The organism is Thiocapsa sp., from assembly GCF_022340925.1.
Classification (GTDB): domain Bacteria; phylum Pseudomonadota; class Gammaproteobacteria; order Chromatiales; family Chromatiaceae; genus Thiocapsa.
This window is the reverse complement of sequence record NZ_JAJDNA010000121.1, coordinates 1-21,547: the sequence shown is the minus strand read 5'-3', so window position 1 is coordinate 21,547 and position 21,547 is coordinate 1. Positions and strand designations below refer to the sequence as shown.

Genomic DNA, 21,547 nt, shown 5'->3' with positions numbered 1-21,547 from the left:
CTTCCTGGTGCCGCCGACCGCGACCTGAGGCGCCACTCAAAGAGGTTGTGAAAGATCGCCGCTCGTCGCGAGGGCGTCCGCAGCACAGGGAGCTTTTCTTCACAGCCGCTCAGCCGGCGGCCGCGCCGAAGCGCGCCTGCAACGCCGGCAGCATCCGCTCCAGCGCCATGCCGCGGGAGCCCTTGAGCAGGACCGTTGCGTCCGTCGTCAGCCCGGCGGCGATCTGTGTCGCCAGGTCGTCTGACCAGCCCGCATGCGCGCTGACGGCACGCTCGTCCAGCGCCAACCCGGCGGCGGCGGCCGCGAATTGCGGGCCGATCAGGACGCAGCGTTCGGCGCTGTCCGCCGCCAGTGCCGCGATGTCGCGGTGGGCGGACGCGGTCACCTGGCCGAGCTCCAGCATATCGCCGAGCATGGCTACCCGCGGCGCCGGATACTCGGCCAGCAACGCGAGGGCCGCGCGCATGGACGTCGGATTCGCGTTGTAGCAGTCATTGATGACGGTCGGCCAGCCGGGATTGTCGGCGCCGATGAGCTCGCCGCGCATCGGCGCATGGCCGGCGGCGGGCCAGGCAGCGGCGATGCGGTCCTCGGAGACGCCGAAGCAGCGGGCGACGGCACTGGCCGCCGAGGCGTTGAGCTGATTGTGCTCGCCCGGCAGCGGCAGCGCGGCGGTCACCGGGTCCAGCTCGAAGCGCAGGATCGCGAAGGTTGGCTCGGCGGGAATCGTCAGCGGCGCCGGCAGCCGGTCTTCGCTCAACAGGATCGCCGTGCCGCCGTCGGCGATGTGCTCCAGCACCGCCGACTCCTCGCGGGCGACGCCGGCGAGATCCTGGAAGAACTCCAGGTGCTCCTCGCCGATGCTGGTGATCAGGGCGATGTCCGGCCGCACGATGGCGGCCAGCGCCGCGATCTCACCCGGATGGTTGGTGCCGACCTCAGCGACCAGGAAGTCGTGTTCGGGGCGCGCGCCGAGCAGCGTCAGCGGCACACCGAGGTGGTTGTTGAAGCTCTTCGGGCTCTGGCTGCCGCTGAGCCCGGCGTGGCTCAGCACGTGATGGGTCAGGTGGCGGGTGGTGGTCTTGCCGTTGCTGCCGCAGACGGCCACGATTCGGCAGCCGGCACCGCCCAGCAGGTCGCGCCAGCGGTGCGCCAGCGCGTGCAGCGCCGCAACGGTGGATTCCACCCGCAACAGCGCGAGAGCGCCCGATCCTGTGCTGCCCGGCGGCGGTATGTCCCGCTCCACGAAGGCCAGCGCCGCGTCGGCGGCTTGCACCGCGGCCAGAAAGTCATGGCCGTCGAAGTGCGCGCCGCTGATGGCGACGAAGGCCTCACCCGGCCGCAAGGTTCGGCTGTCGATGCCGAGCGCGGTGATGGGCGCCGCGGCGTCGGCCGGTGGCACGAGCCAGCGGCCCCCGGTGATCTCGGCGAAGGCGGCGGGGGTCCAGAAGCTGGTTGCGTCGCTCATGGGCTCGCATTCGGATCGCTGCGGTTGGCCACCGGTAATCTCTGGCCGGCGAGGCGCCCCTGGAGCAGCATGCGCTGGCGGGCGCCTTGCAGTGTTTCGTTCATGGCGTTGACCTCGCGGTGGTGGAATGGAGTTGCGTTCCTGGTTGATGCCCGCGCTGCCGGTGGGCCGGCCGGCCGCCCCCCCGGGCTTGCGCCGGGCCAGCCTGCCGGCTACGCCGCCGCGGCGAGTGGTTCCTGGCCCGCCCGCCGCCAGCCTGTGCCCGGAACGCGCCGGTGCACGTCGCCCGCATCGTCGATACGGAACAGATGCAGCCAGCCGTTGTCGAGCATCTGCCGCACCAGGTCGTGGCGGGCGATGATGTCGTCGATGGGTGCCTGCGGGGCCTGCAGGAACACCGACAGCCTCATGGGTTCGTGCATCCACTGCTTGCCGTCGTGCAGGGACTGCATCGGCAGGCCGACCCGCAGGTCCCCGGCATTGCCCTCGAGCACGCCGATGGCGCCGCCGACCACGTTGTGCAGCACCTTGTTGCCGCTGCCGAAGCGGCGGTTGTCGGTTGTGGAGCCGTAGTACTGCAGGTTGATCCAGCCGGCCACCACCATCGGCGCCGTCATGATCAGCTCCAGCACGCCGAAGCCCGCGTCCTGCGGCCAGTGGTAGTCATGCAGGAAGGTACGCCCGCCGAGGTCCAGGCCGCGGGTGCGCTCGCGCGGCGCCGCGATGAACGCGGCGCAGCCCGCCAGCGCCCACTCGGGCCGCACCTGGGCCCAGTCGCGGCTGCGGTGCTGGACGTTGGCGGTGACCGATCGCAGGGACTGGCTCGTGAGCCCCAGTCGGGCGGCTCGCTGCAGCCGGGTCAGCTCGCCCGCCTGCTTGAGCCAGCTCCTAAGCTCAGCCAGCTCCTCGGCATAGCCCGACGGCAGCCGGTCCGTGTCGTACAGGGTGACCTCGTCCACGCAGGTGTCGTGCAGGGCGCCGATGAACCAGGTGTCCGCCGGGATCTCGATGCCGCGCTCGACGAGTCCGCGGCGCACATCCGGGTCGTTCAGCAGCGCCGCACCGATGCGCGCGCTGGCCTCGCCGGTCATGCCGCCGCAGGCTCCGCAGTCCAGGCCCGTCGCGTGCGGGTTGTTGACGACGGTGCTGCCGTGGCCGACCAGGAGCACCAGGCGCGCGAAGTTGCCGGTCATGGACATGGCCTTCAGGATGCCCTCTGCCAGGGGCAAGCGGTCGGCTTCCGGGATGCCGGCGGTGGCGTGGTCGTGCCCACGGTGATGGGCACAGGCGCCATGATGCGGGGCATCCAGGGTCGGGCCGACGCGGCGCTCGGTGGAGCCGTCCAGGTGCAGGTCGTCCGGGGCGGCCACCGGGCGGCTCCAGCCGAAGCTGTCGGTGATGATCTTCGGTGCATAGAGCAGCAACCCGGCCGCCTCCACAAAGGAGAAGCAGGACGATGCGCCCATTTTGAACGCCTTCCAGGACTTGGCGATGCCGGCGCGCCGGCGCTGGGTGGCCAGCGCGGCCTCGGCGTCGTGCTCGTCTGCGCCGTGGATCTCGGAGCAGACCTTGTACGTCGGCGTGAGCAGCACTGGCATGTGGGAGCGCGGCTCGACGGCACCGAGCGGCACGTGCGCGATGGGCACGCCGAAGAAGCCGGCGAAGCCGAGCGTCTGCGCCTTCGGGCAGACGGTCTCGAAGGCGCGGCGGATGATCTCCGAGCGCACGTCGATGCAGAAGGCCGCCTGCACCGCGGGGCGTGCTGTGGGTGCTTTTGCGTCGCCGTCGCGACGCAGGTCCTCGATGAGTCGGCGCTGGTAACCCTGCTCCAGCGCCGTCAGCAGGATGTGCTCCACCTCGGCGTCGTCACCGCCGTTGACGCTGCGGTCGCCGCCGACGCCCGCACCGGTCTCGCCGCGCCCGAGGCGCGCGCAGATCTCCCGCCAGCGCGGTCGCAGCGTCGGCGTCGACTTGTGCTCGTAGAGCAGCAGGTCCCAGGCGAGCCGGATCGCCAGCAGCTCGACGATGGTGTCGTCGCTGCCGCCGGCGAGCCCCTGCTCCCAGCGCAGCAGCCGCGCCCATGCCGCCCAGCCGCCGATGTCCATCAGCGCCGCGTGCATGTAGTCGAGCGCCGCGGCTTCGGGGATGCCAAGCCGGCGCAGCGCCGAGGCGATGCAGGCCCGCGGCGACTCCGGCAGGGCCTTGACCCGCGAGCGCATGGCGTCCTGCCCCATCATGGTCAGGCTGTAGTCCAGCGCCGCGAAGCGCCGCCAGGACGCATACAGCGACGTGCCCTCCCAGGGCCGTTTCCAGGTGGCTTGACCCATGTCGAAGTAGGCCGCGCAGTGGTGGCTGATGCGCTCCACCACGAAGCCGGACCAGTCGTCCGCGTCCAGCTCGTCCACCAGCGCCGTCAGCAGCGGTATGCCGCCGGTCGGCGTCTGGCGCTCGGCCGCCGCCGCATCGCGCAGCTGCTTCGGCGTCAGCGTGCTGCCGCACAGGCCGGCGGCCTCGCGCAGGTCGTCGTCGGTGATGCGCCCGGCTTCCAGTTGATCGTGATACCAGCCGCGCGGCATGTACATGCGCGCATCGGCGATGCGCCGCAGCGTCGCCGCGGCCTCCTCGAAGCGCTGCTCCACCAGGCCGTGGAAGGGGTTGACGGCGACGAAGCGATCGAGCGGCCACACTGGGGCGATGCGGTTGCAGGCGGCGTCGATCTGCTGCGCCAGCTCCGGCGTCACCGGGTCGGCGTCCGCCGGCGTCAGTCGCGCGTAGGCCACGGCCGTTGCATCCTGCGGGCGCTGCTCCTGGGTCTCTTCGTCGAAGCGCAGGTCTTTCAGGTTCATGGTTGCACTCCTCGTTTAGTCGGTTCGGTATCGGGTCGGGCTGGGGTCAGGCGGCAGCCCGTGGGGCGGGCCGGCGAACGGGCCAGAGCCGCACGATGAGCCGGGTCACCAGGACGTCCACGTAGAGCCCGTTGTAGAGGTGCACCTGGATGGCCTGGCGCAGTGGGCCGCGAATGCGGGTGAACAGGTGCTGAAGCATGATCAGGCCAATGAACACCGCCATGATGGCGAGGCCGAGCCCGAGGTCGAGGGCCCCGGCGGTTTCCACCGGCCGCACGCTCCCGATCAGCGCATGCTCGAAGAGCGCGTGCAGGCCGAAGTAGGCAAAGCAGACGAAGGCGCCGATGGCCGTCGCGCGGATCAGGAGCTTCGCGTTGTCTTCCAGCACCAGCGCCTGCAGCAGCAGCTGCGCGGTGGCGATCGCGACGATGGCGCCGGTGATGATGAGCGCCGGCTGATGGGTCGGGTCCACGCCGAACGCTAGGCCCGCCAGCAGCGCCAGCAGGATCGCGCCCTGGAAGGCCACGAGCCAGTGCCAGGGCTGCGGTGCGCCGCCCTTGAACCTGAGCGCCGGGGCGCGGAAGCCGTCGACACTGCTGCCCGAGGCGAGGAACGCGTGGGCCTTGTACAGCGAGTGGGCCACCAGGTGAAGCAGCGCCAGGCTATAGAGTCCGAGGCCCGCCTCCAGCAGCATGAAGCCCATCTGCGCCGACGTTGACCAGGCCAGCGACACCTTAATGCTGGTTTGCGTGAGCATCACGAGCGAGGCGATCGCCAGCGTCACCAGACCCACCACGGCGAGCGCATCCAGCGCCGGGCCCGAGGCCGACATGACCGGGCTCATGCGGATCACCAGGAAGGCGCCGGCGTTGACGATCCCGGCGTGCAGCAGCGCCGAGACCGGCGTCGGTGCCTCCATCACCTGGATCAGCCAGCCGTGGAACGGGAACTGGGCGCACTTGAGGATGGCCGCCAGCGCGATGAGCCAGGCCGCGGTCTGGAGTGCCGCCGGCAGCGGACCCTCGATGGTCTCCATCGCCGCGAACAGCATCGCGAAGTCCAGCGTGTGCACCGACGCGCCGATCAGCAGCACGGCGATGAACAGGCTCGCATCGCCGATGCGGCTGAACACGAACTTCTTGTGCGCCGCCATCTGCGCCGCCGGCCGTTCCGGGTAGAACAGCAGCAGCCGGTGCAGGTTCAGGCTGGTGGCCATCCAGGCCAGCGCGAACATCAACAGGTTGCTGGAGACGATCAAGGTCAGGATCGCCGCCAGCGTCAGCAGCAGCCACTTGTGGAAGTGACCCTCGCCGGCGTCGCCTGCCATGTAGGTGCGCGCATAGGTGGTCACCACGGCACCGACCAGCGACACCAGCGTCAGCATGATCACGGTGACGGCATTGACGAAGACGCCGACGGCGAAGTCGCCGATGCCGAACGGCAATGGCAGGGCAAAGAGCTGCAGCGTCTCGGCGCTGCCGAAGCCGGGTCCGGCGGCATAGCTGGCGAAGGCCACCAGCGCAAGCGCGAAGGCGCTCCAGGCGACGGTGGTGGCGAGCTTTGCCATCTGCGCGCCGTTGCGGTCGGCCGCGGCCCGCTGCACGGCGCCGGCGAGCCAGAGGATGACGGGGGCCGCCAGGGTGGCGGCGGTGCTTACGGAACTGCTCAGAGTCAGGGCGGTAGCGGACATGCTCTCCTCCTCGTCAAGACCCCGTGGGCGGGGCACGGCTTAGAACATATCCGCATTTGTCACTTAGACAATATCTAAGTTTTCGACGGGTCACATATAATTTCTTCTATGGATGATCGGTGAAACACTGGAGAGCCAGCAATGGCGCGGCCTTCCTTTTTGCACCTTGCGGAAGGTGTCTCTCGATATTTCGTACTGCGGAAGCGCCGCGCAGGTTGAGTGTCTTGCGCTGCCCCGGACGAGCCACCGTGACCAAGCGCATGGATTCCGATAATTGAGTCTGGACCCTTTTCCATTTCCACCTTTCCAGGCCCCTTTTCCATTTCCCCGAACATGCGCGCCTCCCCGCAAAGCGCCTGGCAGCGGCATCAGCCCGTGGGCAGACCCAGCCAGAGCGCTCGATCCGGGCTCTGTCGCGAGTCTTCCACAGATCAGTGCCGAGAGATTGACTTGTACGTCCATGCCTTCTAAGTATCCAGGAGACGGGATCCGCTGCGCTGATCCCCAAGGCGGCGAGGTGGTGATTCCGTATCCTTGGTTTCCGGGTCATGCTTGAGCCCACGCGGATCCAGGCCCAATTTCACCGAAATAGACGTGCGATGGTAGCCGCAACCGTGGATCTTCGAATCACGCACAGTTGCATGGAGTAAACCGATGGCACTGGCGCGACGCGACGCCGAGTCTCACACCTACGCCGACTATCTCACCTGGCCGGATGACGTCCGCTACGAGCTGATCGACGGGGTCGCCTACCTGATGGCCCCCGCTCCGACGCTGGAGCATCAGGACGTCGCCGGGGAGATCTATTTCCAGCTTAGAACGGCGTTGGCGGCCCAACCCTGCCGAGCCTACATCGCCCCAGTGGATGTCCGGCTCCCAAAGGCGGACGAAGATGACGCGCGGGTCGATACCGTCGTCCAGCCCGACGTTTTGGTGGTCTGCGATGCAGACAAGTTGGATCGCCGCGGGGTCCGAGGCGCACCCGACCTGATCGTCGAGATCCTGTCGCCCGGCACCGCCGGACATGACCACCGGACGAAGCGCCAGGTTTACGAGCGGGCAGGAGTGCGAGAATACTGGCTGGTGCATCCGACCGATCGGATGGTGACGATCTATCGCCTCGAAGAAGGCGGATTCGGTAAACCCGACGTCCAAGAGCTCAGCGGCGAGACCCCCATCGGCATCCTGCCGGGAGTCGCCATCGTCTGGGACGAGTTGGTGGGACGCCTGAAGCCACCCGAGCCTTGAGGCTGGCGTCCCGTCCTGGTTACCGTGAAAGTCGTCGCTAGCCCGCGTCGCTCCTGGGCTCGCTAACGGGGCACGGCTGCTGCGGCAGGCGTGCCCCGTTAGCGTGTCACTTTCATGCTCCGGGGTGTCGGCGAGCCTACATGGTCGTGAGCGTGGTGAATGGCACCCTGTTGGAATCATTTAGAGGAATTCCTCCTCACCCCGGAGCGCATTGGCGTCACCAGCCGCCGAACCCGCGATCAAGACTTTTCGAGCAGCCTCAAGCGATCATGGAGCGGGTCGATGACGGGCGTGGCTTGCAGCGCATCAGGCTGCCGAGCACGCTTGGGTCGAGCGACACGGCGCGGATGAGTCCATAGCCGACGCCGGAAAAGACACGCATGGGGGCGCTCTCGGGCGCGAGCTCGGGGATGTCTTGCAGGAGCCGGGCGGCGTCCGGATCGGGCTTCTCGGTGGTCGCGAAACCCTCGGCCTCGGCGAGCAGGTCCGCAGATCGATAGATCCGGATCGCCCTCGAACATCGCAACCATCGGGGGCGACACCGCCGGACTGTGGACCATCTCCGACAATGCTTTCCTGACGGTACTCGATCGCCATGGGCACAGCCTGAGGCACCTGTCATTCAGTCTCCGGATGGGGTCAGCGAGGACCTCTATACCCCGTCGACCTGCAGGGCTGTGTGTTGCTCCAGGCTGTCGAAGTCTGGATCCCTGTGGAGGATCGGCACCTCACCGCGAATGGCAACCGCAGCGATCAGGCAATCGATCAGCTTGCGCACCGTCTGCCCCTGTTGGCGACAGGTTCGGCAGAGCGCCGCTGCTGCATCATAGTCTACCGATTCCGTCGGCAGGATTGACGCTCGGGCGAGGAGTCGGCGCAGTTGCTGAAGATGCGGTTCGCTGCGGGCACCCGCGAGCACTTCCATGCGAACGGCGTCGCAGGTGGCGATCTCGGCCGCCAGCAGATCGTCCACGCGCTGACAGATCGGAGATCCCGTGTCGCGCAGACACTCGACCCAAGCGGAAGTGTCGATGAGAATCACGAGCCTCGATGGGTGCGCATCTCGTCAAGGTCGCCCATCCAGCCGGAGCCTCGTAGCTTTCGAGCCTCATCGAGTCTGAGTGGCTCCGCAGGGGGTGTTCGCAATGCAAAGTTGATGGCGTCGCGCTTTGTGGCCAATTGGTACCGGCGCATCACGGTTGCGCATGCCTCATCGTCAATATCTACGTTTGTGCGTGCCATACACGATCGATACACCACGGGGCTTCAGGTCAACAAGCCCCTGGCAGTAGGACACAGACCTCCCCATCACTCCGTTCAAGTTCGGCATGGTCGGCTCCACCTGCCCGGCGCGTTCGGCGCCGTCGCGGAAGATGACGTTGCGGTGCAGGTTGTTGCCCGAGACCAGCGAGGTCCACTCGAAGGCGATGTAGGTGGTGAAGGTGCCGGGATCGTTGAACGCCTCGGCGGCGCGGACGATGTCGTCCCAGACCCGCCTGTAGGCCGGGTGGCCGGGCTGGTAGTTGAGCTCCGGGGAGATCTCGCCCTGGGCGAACTGGTTGATCAGTTTGAACATCGCCTGCGCGGCCGTCTGCCCGCCCACATTGAAGTCGTCGTGGAACTTGCGCCCGTCCGGATCGGCCAGGATGTTCCGCGCGATCGGCAACCATCAGCCGCATGCAAGACGCTCAAAGCTCCCTGAGTGCCGTTGTCACCGGTAGTCTGGCCGCCCGCAGCGCGGGAAAGATGCCGCCGGCGAAGCCAATGCCGAGCGCCCATTGAAGGCCGCGCAGCAGCAGCCCCGGGGTGACCTGGAACTGGAACACCACCTGGCTGAAGTTCGAGCCCAGGGTCGAGACCGTGAAGCCATGGAACAGAGCCCAGGCGATCCCGGCCCCCAGGACCCCGCCCGCCAAGGCCAGCACCATGGTCTCGAGCATGACCGCGACCACCACCGGCTGTCCGGTGAAGCCCAGGGCACGCAAGGTGGCGATCTCGCGCGCGCGGCTGGCGACCGCCGCATACATGGTGTTGAGTGCGCCGAAGACGGCCCCGAGCGCCATCATGATGCCGACCCCGATCCCGACCGCCCGGATCACGCGGGTGAGACGCTCCGACTGCTTGCCGTAATACTCGCGCGTGGTCTGGATCTCCACCCTCAGACGCGGGTCCGCGCTCAGGGCGGAGCGCAGGCGCTCCAGCGCGGCCGGCTCGGTCAGCCGCACGGCCACCGACTGAAAGCCGTTGCGCCGGTAAGCCGCGGCGATGGACTCGGCATCGCCCCAGACCTCGGACTCAAGGGTGTCGTCGGAGGCGAAGACACCGACGATCCGCCAGTCCTGATTGTTGAGCTCGATGCTGTCGCCGATCTCGAGGCCGCTGAACTGGCGCAGGGCGCCCTGACCGACGATCAGCTCGCGCAGCCCCGGCTCGAACCGACGTCCGCGGATCATCCGGACCTGCGGGCGGATCGTCCAGGCCGCCGGACCGACCCCGCGGACCTCCAGATTCGCATCCGTCCCGGTCTTCCGTTTGGGCACGCTGGCCACCACCACCACCTCGGCCGAGGCGACGGGGCGGCCCTTGTCGTCACGCGCGATCCCGGGGGCCTGGACGATGAGCGTCGTCGAGGGCCGGTCCAGCGCCGAGGACAGCTCGGCATTGGCCGCGGCGCGGAGCACCAGCGCGGTGTCGTTGCTGCCGGCACCGGTGAGTGTCGCCTCGAAGCCGGCCGCCATCGCCTGCAGGGCGACCAGCACGCCGACGACGCCGGCGATCCCGACCACCACGACCGAGGTCGCGCCGATCCGTTGCGGGACCGTGCTGAGACCCACCCAGGCGATCGCCAAGGCCTGGCGTCCAACGCGACTGAGGGTCAGCCAGACGAGCAACAGTGGACCCAGCCCGAGGATCCAGAGCGGCACGAGGATCCAGGCGGCAACGAACACCCCGACGCCTAGGATCGCGGGGATCACGCCCAACAGGGTAGCGGATCGCCTGGTGCGCGACACCGTGGCTCGATCGCGGGACTTCGCGCACGGTGCCGCTTGCGTTTGATCCATGTCTCAGGATCCACGCTGCGGGCGCGGCGGGATTCGTCCGCCGCTCATCGACCCGCCAGGGCATCGACGATGCGCAGGCGCATCGCCTTGACGGCCGGCGGCAGGCCGACGGCGACACCGATGCCCAGCATCAGTGCGATGCCCAGCCCCCAGGTCTCGGCCGGCATCGCCACATCGAGCTGTCCGGAGCTCGCCTCGCCGATGATCGGCAGGGCCAGATCGGCCAGCAGCAGACCGAGCAGCCCACCGAGCAGGAGCAGGACCAGCGCCTCCGTCAGCACCAGCAACAGCACCGCTGCGTTGGTGAAGCCCAGTGTCTTGAGCACCGCCAGCTCGGGGATGCGCTCGCGGATGGACTGGGCCATGGCGTTTCCCGTGAGCAGCAGCAGGGTGAAGAAGACCGCCGCCATGATCGCGATGACGATGAGCCCGATGTCGCCAATCTGCTTGGCGAAGGCGAGCTGGAAGTCCCGCTCACTCTGGGTCCGGGTCTCGAAGGCGGAGTTGGCGAACTGGCGATCGATGGCTTGGGCCACCTGATCGGCTCGGCTCGCATCCTCGACCCGCACGCCATACCAGCCGACCGTGCCCTGCCCGATCTCGCGCCCCTCGTCGAAGTAGGTGTGGTGAAAGAGCATCTGCTTCTCCGAGGAGCGCAGCTCCGGCTGGGCGGCCTTGAAGATCCCCACGAGATCGAAGGTCCAGACCTCTCCTCCGTCCCGGTGGGGATAGATAGTCGGGCGCAGCGGGATCTTGTCGCCGATCGACCAGCCGAACAGATCGGCGAGCGCCTGCCCGACGACCGCGCCCGTGCGGGTCTTGAGGAAGGCCTGACGCTGCGCCTCGGGCAACACCAGCTCCGGGTACATGTCGAGATAGCTCTCCGGCTCGACCGGGAAATTCGGGAAGAAGTTCTTGGGGTCCTGATAGATGCCGCCGAACCAGCTCGCATAGGTGACGGCCGCCACGCCCGGCGTCGACTCGATGCGTGCCAGATACGCATAGGGCAGCGGCTGGATCAGCGACAACCGCGAGGAGGTGATGAGGCGGTCGATCCCGACTACGCTCTGGGGGGCGTTGAAGGCCACCCGCACCGCATCCAGCATGCCGAACAAGGTAAAGGCCGCCGCCACCGAGAGCAGGGTGAGGATCATCCGCGCCTTCTTGCGCAGGAGTGCCGCGAGGAGCAGGGGCAGGTATTTCATGCCGGGTCCGGAGATGCGGGCTCGGTCTGCTCGACCAGGGTGCCCTTGTCCAGGTGCAGGATGTGTCGGGCGAACTCGGCCGCCTTGGGGTCGTGGGTGACCATGATCATGGTCTTGCCGAACTCGCGATTGAGCCGCTGCAGGAGGGTCAGGACCTCCTCGGCCGAGTGGCGGTCGAGGTCTCCGGTCGGCTCGTCGCAGACCAGGAGGGTCGGGTCGGAGACGATGGCGCGGGCGATGGCGACCCGCTGCTGCTGTCCGCCGGAGAGCTCGCTCGGTTTGTGGGTGGCGCGATCCGCGAGGCCGACCAGCTCCAGCGCGATGGCGGCGTGGCGGCGACGGCGCGCCGCCGACAGCCGGGTCAGGAGCAAGGGGAGCTCGACGTTCTTGTGGGCGGAGAGCGCCGGCAAGAGATTGTAGAACTGGAAGACGAAGCCGACGTTGGCCGCCCGCCAGCGCGCCAGCTCGGTGGCGCTCATCCGATCGATGCGGCGTCCGGCGACGCTCAGCGCGCCCTCGGTGGGCAGGTCGAGCCCCGCGATCATGTTCAGCAGTGTGCTCTTGCCGGATCCCGACGGTCCCATGAGCGCGAGGAAGTCGCCTTTCGGGATGTCCAGGTCGACGCGGTGCAGGACCTCGATGCGCTCCCGACCGCGCTCGTAGACCTTGCTGACCCCGCGGACCACCACCAGGGGCGCGGCGCCTTCCGCCGCCGGGCTCAAGGTCGGGGCAGACATCTGATCAACCCTCGGCACTGCCCGATGGGCCGGTCATTCGGGCACATGCGTTTCGATCCCTGGCCGCGATCTCAGTCATCGTCTCTACACACCCCCGCGCGGCGTGACCCGCATCCCGTCGCTCAGGCCGAGGGGGGGATCACGCACCACCCGCTCGCCGGCAATCAGGCCCTCTTCCACCAGGCGGCGGTCGCCGATCTCCTCGCGCGGGGTCACCCGCCGCTCGCGGACGTGATCCCCGTCCAAGACGAAGACCACGCTCCCGCCGCCGCGCTCCCGGAGCGCGGTCGCGGGGACCAGAACACCGTTGCGCAGCGCGCGGGGATCGTCCTCGTCCTGGTCCAGAAAAGAGACCCGCACACCCATCTCCGGGAGGAGGCGCGGGTCCCTCGCGTTGATCGCGATGCGCACGCGCACCGTGGCCTTGCTGCGGTCCGCCGTGGGAATGATGGCGATGACCTCCGCCGGGATCGTCCAGTCCGGGTAGGCATCCAGCACCGCCCGCACCGGCTGGCCGGGTCGGACGCGATTGATGAAGGCCTCGTTGACGTCCACCTCGATCTCCAGCGAGTCCATGTCGACGATGGTGCCGATGCCGGTGCGGGTGAAGCCGCCGCCGGCGGACATGGGCGAGACGATCTCCCCGGGCTGAGCGGTCTTGGCGACGATCATCCCCGTGAAGGGGGCGCGCACGAACGTGTTGTCATAGGCGACCTGGGCGACCTGCACCTCGGCCTCGGCCACGCGCACCTGGCTGCGCTGTGCCTCGAGCTGCGCGGAGAGGGTCTCCACCGCCGTCGCGGCGGTCTCGAGCGCCTCTTCCGAGGCCAGCTGCCGTGAGCGCAGCTCGGTCTGCCGTTTGAGCCCGCGCCGCGCCTGCTCCAGCTGCACCTCGATCTCGCCGAGTCTGGCCCGGGCCGCCGCCAGACGCGCCCGCGTCAGATCGAGCTGTGCCGTGGCGTCGGTGTCGTCCAGGCGCGCGAGCAGCTGATTAGTCTCGACGCGCACACCCTCTTCGATCAGGACCTCGGCGAGCTTGCCGGAGATCTTGCTCGAGACGGTCGCCTGACGGCGGGCGATCACATAGCCGGTGGCATCGAGCACGGCCGCTGCGCCGGTGGGCCGGGCCTCGACCACGGCGGTCTCGACCGAGACGGCCTTGCCGACGACGACGTAGTAGGTCCCCGCGCCGACCACGCCGATCATGAGTGCCGCGAGGATCAGCCAAAGGCCACGACGACCGCCGCCGTCACGCTCGGCACGGTCGATCCGCAATTCCTGAAGGGGGTCATGCTGCGACATCGGTGGGATTTGAGGTTCGATGGCCTGGCGCGGCGGGGACCGGCATGGTGGATCATGCGCAGTGGATCGACAACGCCTCCGGCTTGGCGGTTCCCCGCGATCCGCCCGGTCTGCCTGCGGGCGGCTCGCCGCGTGATCCGCAAGATCCGCGCGCGTCGCCTCGCGATGCGCCTCCCAAGCGTCCCTCAGAACCAGCGGCGCCGGCCCAACCAAAAGAACAACAAGGCGGCGAGCGCGCCCATCAGGCCGACCGTCAGCCAGGGGGCATACGGGCTCTGGAGGAAGGGGATGTGCGCGAAGTTCATCCCGAAGATCCCGGTGATCAGGTTCAACGGCAGGAAGACCACCGAGATGATGGTCAGGACGCGGAGGATCTCGTTGGTCTGCTGGCCGACGATCGCGTAGTGGGTCTGCACCAGCGAGTCGATCGCGCTCTGCATGGCCGCCGCGTGCTCGAACACGCGGCGCAGGTCTTTCTCCAACGCCTCGAAGTGGCCCTGATGCGCCGCGTCCAGCTCCAGGCTGGTCTGCTCCCGCCAGCCGCTCAGGGCATCGAGCTGCGCCTCGCTCACGTCCTCGAGCCGGCGCAGGTGATTGCGCAGCCGCAGGAGCGACCGCCACTCGTCGAAAGGCTGGTCGTGCTCCAGGAGGTCATCCTGCCACTGCCCGACGAGCTCCGAGACGGTCTCGCGCCGGTCGAGCAGCTGCCCGACGATCTGATTGACCAGCAGCGCGAAGCAGGCGGCCGTCGAGCCGGGCGCCTTGCGCAGGCCGCCGAGGAGGCGCTCGCGCAGGCGCGCGAAGACGGGATCTCCCGGAGGACGGATGCTGACGACGACCCGCGGCGTGAGGAAGATCGCCACCGGACGTGTCATCGGGGCCTCGGCGGGACTCTCGACATCCAGCGTGCGCATGACCAGCAGGTCATAGGCATCGGTCCCGTCGTAGAAAGGCAGACGGCCATTGAGGCCTTCGACCAGAGAGGCCTCGCGCAGATGGGCTTCGTGCAGATGGGCGTCGAGCCAGCGATTAGCGTACTGGGACCAGCCCGTCTCGGTGCGCTCGATGTCGAGCCAGTAGTAGCCGCGCGGTCTGGGGCCATCCCCGGGGTCGACCAGCTCGGCGGCGTGGCCCGGGTCGAGATAAAGCACCTGCATCCGAACGTCCCTCTGGTGTTGGCTGCGGCGGGCAATGGCGGAGTGCGATTGGACCGGGCCATGACGGAAGGTCACGCGGCGACGGAACGCGCCTCCCGGCTTGGGTTCACCCAATGACGCCACGTGCGAGCAGGGAGGTCAAGTGAGACGCGGCGAGCGGCTGTTGCGAGCGCCGTCGCGAACGAGGCCATCGATCTGGCCGAGGGGCGCCGCTGCCTTGATCATCCTGACCGACGCGGAGACGGCCGCGGCGGAGCGCAGCGCGCGGGTGGTGTTGGGGGTGTGATGAAGGTGACGTGACGGATCCCGGCCTCAACCAGGCTTTCGGTGCGCTCCGGCGCGTCGCACGACGCGATTCGGATGGCGGAATCGGCATTGACTTGCCGCGCCTGCCCTCCAGGTTTAAACCGGCGCATACTTAGGTCTGAGTGCGGACCAAAGGGGGCGCCATGCCAGAGCCAGTTCCCGTCTCAGGGCCCTCGGGCGAGCCGTTGGCGGGGGTGCCGATCGGGCATATCGAAGCGGTGCACGGTCCGGTGGTGGTCGTGGTTTGCGAGCATCTGCCGCCACTGCGTCAGGCCTTGGTCGCGCGGGTCGACGCCGAGACCTATTGGTTCGAGGTGCACCAGCATCTCGACCGGCACCGGGTGCGGGCCATCACGCTCCACCGCACCGCGGGCCTGGCCCGGGCGATGCCGGTGTACGACACCGGCGCGCCGGTGCATGTCCCGGTGTGCCCCGAGTGTCTCGGCCGGGTCCTCAACATCTTCGGCGAGCCGCTCGACGGCGGTCCGCCATTGGAGCCGATCGGCTTTCGCAACATCCGTGGCGAGCCGCTGGCGCTCGCCGCCGCCGTCGCGCCGACGGCGGTTCTGGCGACGGGGATCAAGGTGATCGACCTGCTTTGTCCCTTCGTGCGCGGGGGTAAGACCGGACTCTTCGGCGGCGCCGGGGTGGGCAAGACCGTCCTGGTGATGGAGCTCATGCGTGCCATCGTGTCACTGCATCGAGGGGTTTCGGTCTTTTCCGGCGTGGGTGAGCGCATCCGTGAGGGCCACGAGCTCTGGCGTGAGCTCTCCGTCACGGGCGTCATGCCCAAGACCCTCCTGGTGTTCGGAGAGATGGACGAGTCCCCCGGGGTGCGCTTCCGCGTCGGGCATGCCGCGCTCACCTATGCCGAGTACCTTCGCGACACCTTGCGCACGGAGGTCCTCTTCCTGATGGACAACGTCTTCCGCTTCGTGCAGGCGGGAAGCGAGATCTCGAGCCTGCTCGGGCGCATGCCGGCGGCGGTCGGCTATCAGCCGACCCTGGATACCGAGGTGGCCGAGGTCGAGGACCGGATCAGCTCGACGCAAGGCGGCGCCATCACCTCGGTCCAGGCCGTCTACGTCCCGGCCGACGACATGACCGATCCCGCGGTCGTCGCGATCCTTGGACACCTGGATACGACGGTCGTGCTCGCGCGCGGCCAGGCGGGCAAGGGGATCTACCCGGCGGTCGACCCCCTTGCGTCGACCAGCAAGATGATGGATCGCCACGTCCTGGGCGACCGTCACTATGCCATCGCACAGGGCGTGCGCGAGCACCTGGCGCGCTATCGGGAGCTGGAAGACGTGATTGCCATGCTCGGCGTCGCGGAGCTGTCTCCCCGGGATCGGAGCATCGTGCTGCGCGCGCGCAAGCTCCAGCGCTATCTCACGCAGCCGTTCAATGTCACCGCCGGACACACCGGCATCGCGGGTGTCGCCGTTCCGCTGGAGCGCACACTGGAGGATTGCGATGCGTTCCTGAGCGGCCGCCATGACGAGACGCCCGAAGAGCGCTGTTACATGCGCGGTGCCATGAGCGATGCGACCCCATGAGGACGTTCGTGCTGCATCTCCAGGATGCCTTGCGCTACGAACGTGTGGAGAACGTCGAGTCCTTCGTCGGGCGTGATGCGACGGGCGCCTTCGGCTTGCTGGCCGGCCACGCGCGTTTCATGACCTCGCTGGTGTTCGGACTGGCGCGGTTTCGCCGCGCGGGCGACGCCTGGGAATACCTGGCACTGCCCGGGGCCTTGGTCTACTTTGTAGATGGGGCGCTCTTCCTCAGCACCCGGCGCTATGTCCGGGACCGCGACTACCAGCGTATCAGCGGCCTGTTGCTCGACCAGTTGGCGGCCGAAGAGCGCGATCTCGCGGCGATCCACGAGAGCCTGCAGCGGCTGGAGCACGCGATGCACAAGCGCTTGTGGCTCCTCGGACGAGGACGGGAGGGGGTCGCATGAACGGCCTCGGCAACGATCGCGAGCTGCACCGCCGTATCGAGCGTGATGCACAACGCCTCGAGCGTGCCGAACGGGAGCGCGAGGGCCTGTTGGCACAGACCGTCTATCTCGGCACCCTCGGTCTGGTGTTCGTCCTCCCCGTCGTCGGCGGGGCCTACCTGGGCCGCTGGTTGGACGAGATGCTCGCCGGCTATTCCATGCGTTGGACGCTCAGTCTGCTCTTCCTGGGACTCGTCGTCGGCGGCTTCAACGTCTATTTTCTGATTCGCAGTCGGGACTAGCGCCGATCACCCGTGGCCGAGGCAAACGAGCTTGGAGCAGGAACAGATCTTCGCCCATGCCCTGTTTCAGGTCGGGCCGGTGGTCATACGGGACACCGTGGTGACCACCTGGGTGGTGATGCTGGGCCTGTGGCTCGGCGCCTGGCTCCTCGGGCGGCGGCTGCGGGCCGAGCCGGGTTTGGTGCAGACGGCTGCCGAGGGGGGTGTGGTCGCGATCGAGGACGCGGTCCGGCAAGTCCTGCCGCATCAGATGGATCGGGTCCTGCCCTTCGTCATGACGCTCTGGATCTTTCTGGTGGTCGCCAACCTCGTGGGTCTGGTCCCCGGCCTGCATTCGCCGACGCGCGACCCGTCGGCCACCGCGGCGCTGGCGGTCGCGGTGTTCCTCTCCGTGCACTGGTTCGGGATCCGCATCCAGGGGCTGCGCGCCTATCTCGCGCATTATCTTGCTCCGACGCCGATCCTGCTGCCTTTCCACATCATCGGCGAAATCACCCGCACGCTCGCCCTCGCGGTTCGTCTGTTCGGCAACATGATGAGCCTGGAGCTCGTGGCCTTGCTGCTGGTGTGGGTCGCCGGCCTGCTGGTGCCGATCCCAATCCTCATGCTGCATGTCGTGGAGGCGCTGGTGCAGGCCTATATCTTCGGCATGTTGGCGCTGATTTATATCGCCAGCGCGATCCAGACGCGGGCGACCGCACCGGCCCAAGCATCCGATTCGGGGTGAGCTATGAGCGACATGACCTGGGTAGTGTTGGGATCGACACTGGCCGCGGCCTTTGGAATCGCGCTGGGCGTGATGCTGCCCGCGGTCGGGATGGGCCGCGCCATCAGTCAGGCATTGGACGCCCTGGCGCGCCAGCCGGAGTCGGAACGCGCGATCATGCGCATCCTGTTTATTGGGTTGGCCATGATCGAGTCGTTGGCGATCTACTGCCTGGTGGTCGTGCTGATCATCCTGTTCCGGAATCCGTTGTTGGAGTATCTGCTCAAATAGCCCGCCGCCTGGGAGCCTGTCGGACTCAGGATGAATCGGCTACGGAAGCGGGACAAGGGTCCATGTCGCACCGCTTTTTCGTGACATAGCCCCCGCTATGCGCCTCACAACCGGAACGACATGGCCTCGCTCTCCCACCCCCTCGCTTCGATCCCCCTCAGTCCGACAGGCTCCTAGGAGATCCTCATGGGATTCGACTGGTCCACATTTCTGCTGGAGCTCGTCAACTTCCTGATCCTCGTCTGGATCCTCAAGCGCTTCTTCTATGCGCCGGTGAGGCGGGTGCTCGAGGAACGGCAGGCCCGGGCCACCGCGGTGTTGGGTGAGGCCAGCGCGCGCCGCGCCGAGGCGGAGCAGCTGCGCGACGCCTACGAGGCCCGCCAGGCGAGTTGGGAGCAGGAGCGGGGCCGGGCGCGCGCCGACCTCGAGCAGGAGCTGACCGCCGAGCGCGGTCGCCGGCTGGAGGCCCTGAATCAGGAGCTTGCGCGCGAGACGGAAAAGGTGCGGGTCCTCGCGGCCCGGGCGCACGAAGAGGCCCGGCGCCATGACCAGGAGACGGCGCTCGCGCAAGCCGCCGGCTTCGCGGCGCGGCTCCTCGAGCGGGTCGCCGACCGCGACCTGGAGGCGCGCCTCCTGAACCTGGTCATCGAGGATCTGGCCCGCCTGCCCGACGCCGATCGCGCTGCGCTCGCGCCCGCCGTGCAGGACGGTGTCGGCGCCGTTCGGGTCCAGAGTGCCTACGTCATGAGCGATGTCCAGCGGCAGGCGCTGGAGTCGGCGCTGCGGGGCCTCCTGGGGCAGCTCCCGCGCTGCGATTTCAACGAGGAGCCAGCGCTGATCGCCGGCCTGCGCATCGACGTCGGGCCGCTGGTCATGCGCGCCAACCTCCGCGACGAGCTGCGTTTCTTTGCCGAGGCGGCCAGATGAACGTGGCCGCGACGGGGTCCGAGACTGCTCCGGGGGCCGCGGCGGTCGATCTCCCGCTAGAGCGCCAGGCGGCTTGGCTGGCCGGCTACGACTTCCGGCTGAGGGTCGCGGAGCAGGGCGCCTTGGTCTCCGTCGGTGACGGCATCGCCTGGGTTCGGGGTCTGCCGTCCGCCGCGGTGGACGAAGTCGTGAACTTCGATGACGGGAGTCGGGGCATCGTCTTCGATCTCGATCGCGACCTCGTCGGGGCCGTGCTCCTGCACCAGACCCAGGCGCTCACCTCGGGGACGCCGGCCTACCTGGGCGGTCATCAGGTCAGCCTGCCGGTGGGAGAAGCACTCCTCGGGCGGGTGATCGATCCCATGGGCGAGCCTTTGGATGGTCTTCCCCGGCCCGATTGCCGGGCGCGCGGTCCGTTGGACGCGCCCTCGCCCCCGATGATCCGGAGGGACTTCGTCCATGAGCCCCTCTTCACGGGGACCACCGTCATCGACAGCCTGATCCCCATCGGCTTGGGACAGCGTCAGCTCATTGTCGGCGACAAGGGCCTCGGCCGCAGCTCGCTCGCCATCGACGCGGTGATCAACCAGGCGGCGTCCGGGGTTCGTTGCGTGTATGTCTCGATCGGGCAACGACGCTCCTTCGTGGTCGGCACCATCGAGCTGCTGCGCGACCAGGGCGCCATGGACTACACGACAATCGTAGTCGGTGAGGCCAGTGCCCTGCCGGGACTCAAGTATCTGGCGCCCTTCGCCGGGTGTGCCCTTGCCGAGCGCTGGATGGCACAGGGACACGATGTCCTGGTGATCTACGATGACCTCAGCACCCATGCCCAGGCGTATCGCGAGCTGTCGCTGCTGTTGCGTCGCCCTCCCGGGCGGGAGGCCTATCCCGGGGACATCTTCTTCCTCCACGCCAAGCTCCTGGAGCGCGCCACCTGTCTGATGGCCGACCAAGGTGGGGGAAGCATGACCGCTCTGGCGATCGTCGAGACGCGCATGGGCGACATCGCCTCCTACATTCCGACCAATCTGATCTCGATCACCGACGGACAGGTCTATCTGGACCAGGACCTGTTCGCCGGTGGCGTACTGCCGGCGATCGACATCGCCCGCTCGGTCTCGCGCATCGGCGGCAAGGCCCAGCCGGCCGCGATCAAACGCGAGGCGGGCCGGACGAAGCTCGACTACCTGCAGTTTCTGGATCTGGAGGTCTTCAGCCGCTTCGGCGCACGTTTGGAGCCAGGCATGGAGGCCCAGATCAAGCGCGGGACCATCCTGCGCCAGCTGCTCCAGCAGGACCGACTGGAGCCTTTGCCCATTCGTGTGCAGCTCGCGCTCTTGATCGCCTTCAACGAGGGTCTGCTCGACGGCCTGGATCCCTCCGAGATCGCGGGACGCGTTCGCGCTCTGCGCACCGGGATCGCGTCCTGCGGCCTGAGCCTTGATGACGCGCGGGAGAATTGGGTCGGGGTGGTGCGCCGGTTGCTCGCGGCGGTACCGGGGGGCGGCCATGAGTCGCCGCGGTGACATCGACAGGCACCTCGATGCCCTGGCGGACATCGGCAAGATCATGCGCTCGATGAAGAATCTCTCCTATATGGAGACACGCAAGCTCGTGCGTTTCCTTTCGAGTCAGCGGCGGGTCGTCGACGGGATCGATGCCGCTGCCCAAGACTTCCTGAGTCACTACCCGGATCTGATCGACGAGGCCCCGGAGCAGGCGACCCTATGGGTTCTCATCGGGGCCGAACGCGGTTTCTGCGGGAGCTTCAATCAGGCGTTGTTGGCCCGGATCGATCAGGAATCCGACGGCATGTCGTCCCGATCCGTGCGACTGATCCCGGTCGGCAGCAAACTCGGCATGCTCCTCGAGGACGACCCCCGAGTCGTGGCCAAGCTCCCCGGTCCGTCCGCGGCGGAGGACGTCCCGGCCGTGCTGAACCGACTCGTCCAAACACTGAATCGGCTGATCGCTGACCAGGAGGGCCTGTCGCTGACCGTGCAGCATTGGGATGCCGAGCGGGATGAGATCCGCATCGTCCCCGTGTTGCCGCCGTTCCCGAGCGACGGGAGGCGCAGGCGACCCGCGCATCCCTTTCCGCCGGGTCTGAATCTAGTGCCCCCGGCATTTCTCGGGGCCCTCGTCGAGCACTCTCTCTTCGCGGCCTTGCACTACCTCTTCTTCAGCTCCCTGATGGCAGAGCATCAGCAGCGTGTTCGCCATCTCGAGGGCGCCTTACAACGCGTCGACGAGCGGGTCCGGGAGTTGAGGCTGCGCCGCAATGTCTTGCGCCAGGAAGAAATCACCGAAGAGATCGAGCTCATCCTGCTCAATCTGCTGCCCTGACCGATC

At 68.0% G+C, this 21,547-nt stretch carries 21 protein-coding genes; 9 read left to right on the top strand and 12 right to left on the bottom strand.

All coding sequences use genetic code 11. The features are described from left to right. Positions 1–109 precede the first annotated feature (109 nt). The 3 genes from LJE61_RS14510 to LJE61_RS14500 all read right to left on the bottom strand — a co-directional run bounded on the left by LJE61_RS14510 (position 110) and on the right by LJE61_RS14500 (position 6,004). Positions 110–1,468, bottom strand: coding sequence for a UDP-N-acetylmuramoyl-tripeptide--D-alanyl-D-alanine ligase (locus LJE61_RS14510; protein ID WP_296918774.1), 1,359 nt, complete (start codon positions 1,466–1,468; stop codon positions 110–112). A 212-nt stretch (positions 1,469–1,680) separates the two neighbouring features. Further along, the gene (locus tag LJE61_RS14505; RefSeq protein ID WP_296918773.1) at positions 1,681–4,314 is read right to left on the bottom strand and encodes a YbcC family protein; all 2,634 of its coding nucleotides are present in this window, start codon (positions 4,312–4,314) and stop codon (positions 1,681–1,683) included. Between the two features lie 46 nt (positions 4,315–4,360). Beyond that, on the bottom strand, positions 4,361–6,004 hold the full coding sequence (locus LJE61_RS14500) for an NADH-quinone oxidoreductase subunit L (RefSeq protein WP_296918771.1): 1,644 nt from the start codon (positions 6,002–6,004) through the stop codon (positions 4,361–4,363). A 654-nt stretch (positions 6,005–6,658) separates the two neighbouring features. Here LJE61_RS14500 and LJE61_RS14495 point away from each other — a divergent pair. After that, entirely contained in the window at positions 6,659–7,252 is a 594-nt protein-coding gene (locus tag LJE61_RS14495) for a Uma2 family endonuclease (protein ID WP_296918770.1), read from the top strand. A gap of 259 nt (positions 7,253–7,511) precedes the next feature. Here LJE61_RS14495 and LJE61_RS14490 read toward each other — a convergent pair whose 3' ends face one another. The 9 genes from LJE61_RS14490 to LJE61_RS14455 all read right to left on the bottom strand — a co-directional run bounded on the left by LJE61_RS14490 (position 7,512) and on the right by LJE61_RS14455 (position 14,715). Beyond that, the gene (locus LJE61_RS14490) at positions 7,512–7,778 is read right to left on the bottom strand and encodes a hypothetical protein (RefSeq protein ID WP_296910050.1); all 267 of its coding nucleotides are present in this window, start codon (positions 7,776–7,778) and stop codon (positions 7,512–7,514) included. A 126-nt stretch (positions 7,779–7,904) separates the two neighbouring features. Further along, positions 7,905–8,294, bottom strand: coding sequence for a type II toxin-antitoxin system VapC family toxin (gene vapC / locus LJE61_RS14485; protein WP_296910049.1), 390 nt, complete (start codon positions 8,292–8,294; stop codon positions 7,905–7,907). Further along, positions 8,291–8,446, bottom strand: a complete 156-nt coding sequence (locus LJE61_RS15365) for a hypothetical protein (RefSeq protein WP_367114924.1) — start codon at positions 8,444–8,446, stop codon at positions 8,291–8,293. Before LJE61_RS15365 ends, vapC begins: the two co-directional genes overlap by 4 nt. Before the next feature lie 22 nt (positions 8,447–8,468). Next, the gene (locus LJE61_RS14480) at positions 8,469–8,918 is read right to left on the bottom strand and encodes a DUF3604 domain-containing protein (RefSeq protein ID WP_296918768.1); all 450 of its coding nucleotides are present in this window, start codon (positions 8,916–8,918) and stop codon (positions 8,469–8,471) included. A gap of 22 nt (positions 8,919–8,940) precedes the next feature. Continuing rightward, positions 8,941–10,314 (bottom strand): ABC transporter permease, encoded by a 1,374-nt coding sequence (locus LJE61_RS14475; protein WP_296918767.1) that lies wholly within the window; start codon positions 10,312–10,314, stop codon positions 8,941–8,943. A gap of 44 nt (positions 10,315–10,358) precedes the next feature. After that, positions 10,359–11,519: an ABC transporter permease gene (locus LJE61_RS14470; protein ID WP_296910045.1), complete on the bottom strand. Its 1,161-nt coding sequence runs from the start codon at positions 11,517–11,519 to the stop codon at positions 10,359–10,361. After that, positions 11,516–12,256: an ABC transporter ATP-binding protein gene (locus LJE61_RS14465; protein WP_296910044.1), complete on the bottom strand. Its 741-nt coding sequence runs from the start codon at positions 12,254–12,256 to the stop codon at positions 11,516–11,518. Before LJE61_RS14465 ends, LJE61_RS14470 begins: the two co-directional genes overlap by 4 nt. An 84-nt stretch (positions 12,257–12,340) precedes the next feature. Beyond that, the gene (locus tag LJE61_RS14460) at positions 12,341–13,558 is read right to left on the bottom strand and encodes an efflux RND transporter periplasmic adaptor subunit (protein ID WP_296918765.1); all 1,218 of its coding nucleotides are present in this window, start codon (positions 13,556–13,558) and stop codon (positions 12,341–12,343) included. 185 nt (positions 13,559–13,743) lie between these two features. After that, positions 13,744–14,715, bottom strand: a complete 972-nt coding sequence (locus LJE61_RS14455; RefSeq protein ID WP_296910041.1) for a magnesium transporter CorA family protein — start codon at positions 14,713–14,715, stop codon at positions 13,744–13,746. 449 nt (positions 14,716–15,164) lie between these two features. Here LJE61_RS14455 and atpD point away from each other — a divergent pair, with 449 nt between their 5' ends. The 8 genes from atpD to LJE61_RS14415 all read left to right on the top strand — a co-directional run bounded on the left by atpD (position 15,165) and on the right by LJE61_RS14415 (position 21,541). Beyond that, positions 15,165–16,580: a F0F1 ATP synthase subunit beta gene (gene atpD / locus LJE61_RS14450; RefSeq protein WP_296918763.1), complete on the top strand. Its 1,416-nt coding sequence runs from the start codon at positions 15,165–15,167 to the stop codon at positions 16,578–16,580. Next, positions 16,577–16,987 carry a F0F1 ATP synthase subunit delta/epsilon gene (locus LJE61_RS14445; protein ID WP_296910039.1) on the top strand — a complete coding sequence of 137 codons (411 nt, stop codon included), beginning with the start codon at positions 16,577–16,579 and terminating at the stop codon, positions 16,985–16,987. Before atpD ends, LJE61_RS14445 begins: the two co-directional genes overlap by 4 nt. Beyond that, a complete protein-coding gene (locus LJE61_RS14440) occupies positions 16,984–17,268 on the top strand; it encodes an AtpZ/AtpI family protein (protein ID WP_296910037.1) in 285 nt (94 codons plus the stop codon). The genes LJE61_RS14445 and LJE61_RS14440 overlap by 4 nt, the downstream gene beginning before the upstream one ends. A 31-nt stretch (positions 17,269–17,299) precedes the next feature. Then, positions 17,300–17,995 carry a F0F1 ATP synthase subunit A gene (locus LJE61_RS14435; RefSeq protein WP_296918761.1) on the top strand — a complete coding sequence of 232 codons (696 nt, stop codon included), beginning with the start codon at positions 17,300–17,302 and terminating at the stop codon, positions 17,993–17,995. Between the two features lie 12 nt (positions 17,996–18,007). After that, positions 18,008–18,265, top strand: a complete 258-nt coding sequence (locus LJE61_RS14430; RefSeq protein ID WP_296918759.1) for a F0F1 ATP synthase subunit C — start codon at positions 18,008–18,010, stop codon at positions 18,263–18,265. 186 nt (positions 18,266–18,451) lie between these two features. Further along, positions 18,452–19,192 carry a F0F1 ATP synthase subunit delta gene (locus LJE61_RS14425; protein ID WP_296910032.1) on the top strand — a complete coding sequence of 247 codons (741 nt, stop codon included), beginning with the start codon at positions 18,452–18,454 and terminating at the stop codon, positions 19,190–19,192. Further along, positions 19,189–20,721 (top strand): F0F1 ATP synthase subunit alpha, encoded by a 1,533-nt coding sequence (locus LJE61_RS14420; RefSeq protein WP_296918757.1) that lies wholly within the window; start codon positions 19,189–19,191, stop codon positions 20,719–20,721. The genes LJE61_RS14425 and LJE61_RS14420 overlap by 4 nt, the downstream gene beginning before the upstream one ends. Next, complete coding sequence (locus LJE61_RS14415; protein WP_296918756.1) at positions 20,705–21,541, top strand: F0F1 ATP synthase subunit gamma; 837 nt, start codon at positions 20,705–20,707, stop codon at positions 21,539–21,541. Before LJE61_RS14420 ends, LJE61_RS14415 begins: the two co-directional genes overlap by 17 nt. The last annotated feature ends 6 nt before the right edge of the window (positions 21,542–21,547 follow it).

Excerpts from the sequence above, each read along its gene's own strand:
- LJE61_RS14415 (WP_296918756.1), top strand. The coding sequence starts at position 20,705 with ATGAGTCGCCGCGGTGACATCGACAGGCACCTCGATGCCCTGGCGGAC.
- LJE61_RS14465 (WP_296910044.1), bottom strand. The coding sequence starts at position 12,256 with ATGTCTGCCCCGACCTTGAGCCCGGCGGCGGAAGGCGCCGCGCCCCTG.
- LJE61_RS14470 (WP_296910045.1), bottom strand. The coding sequence starts at position 11,519 with ATGAAATACCTGCCCCTGCTCCTCGCGGCACTCCTGCGCAAGAAGGCG.
- LJE61_RS14505 (WP_296918773.1), bottom strand. The coding sequence starts at position 4,314 with ATGAACCTGAAAGACCTGCGCTTCGACGAAGAGACCCAGGAGCAGCGC.
- LJE61_RS14475 (WP_296918767.1), bottom strand. The coding sequence starts at position 10,314 with ATGGATCAAACGCAAGCGGCACCGTGCGCGAAGTCCCGCGATCGAGCC.
- LJE61_RS14460 (WP_296918765.1), bottom strand. The coding sequence starts at position 13,558 with ATGTCGCAGCATGACCCCCTTCAGGAATTGCGGATCGACCGTGCCGAG.
- LJE61_RS14440 (WP_296910037.1), top strand. The coding sequence starts at position 16,984 with ATGAACGGCCTCGGCAACGATCGCGAGCTGCACCGCCGTATCGAGCGT.
- LJE61_RS15365 (WP_367114924.1), bottom strand. The coding sequence starts at position 8,446 with ATGCGCCGGTACCAATTGGCCACAAAGCGCGACGCCATCAACTTTGCA.
- LJE61_RS14425 (WP_296910032.1), top strand. The coding sequence starts at position 18,452 with ATGGGATTCGACTGGTCCACATTTCTGCTGGAGCTCGTCAACTTCCTG.
- LJE61_RS14420 (WP_296918757.1), top strand. The coding sequence starts at position 19,189 with ATGAACGTGGCCGCGACGGGGTCCGAGACTGCTCCGGGGGCCGCGGCG.
- LJE61_RS14495 (WP_296918770.1), top strand. The coding sequence starts at position 6,659 with ATGGCACTGGCGCGACGCGACGCCGAGTCTCACACCTACGCCGACTAT.
- LJE61_RS14455 (WP_296910041.1), bottom strand. The coding sequence starts at position 14,715 with ATGCAGGTGCTTTATCTCGACCCGGGCCACGCCGCCGAGCTGGTCGAC.
- atpD (WP_296918763.1), top strand. The coding sequence starts at position 15,165 with ATGCCAGAGCCAGTTCCCGTCTCAGGGCCCTCGGGCGAGCCGTTGGCG.
- LJE61_RS14500 (WP_296918771.1), bottom strand. The coding sequence starts at position 6,004 with ATGTCCGCTACCGCCCTGACTCTGAGCAGTTCCGTAAGCACCGCCGCC.
- LJE61_RS14445 (WP_296910039.1), top strand. The coding sequence starts at position 16,577 with ATGAGGACGTTCGTGCTGCATCTCCAGGATGCCTTGCGCTACGAACGT.
- LJE61_RS14430 (WP_296918759.1), top strand. The coding sequence starts at position 18,008 with ATGACCTGGGTAGTGTTGGGATCGACACTGGCCGCGGCCTTTGGAATC.
- LJE61_RS14510 (WP_296918774.1), bottom strand. The coding sequence starts at position 1,468 with ATGAGCGACGCAACCAGCTTCTGGACCCCCGCCGCCTTCGCCGAGATC.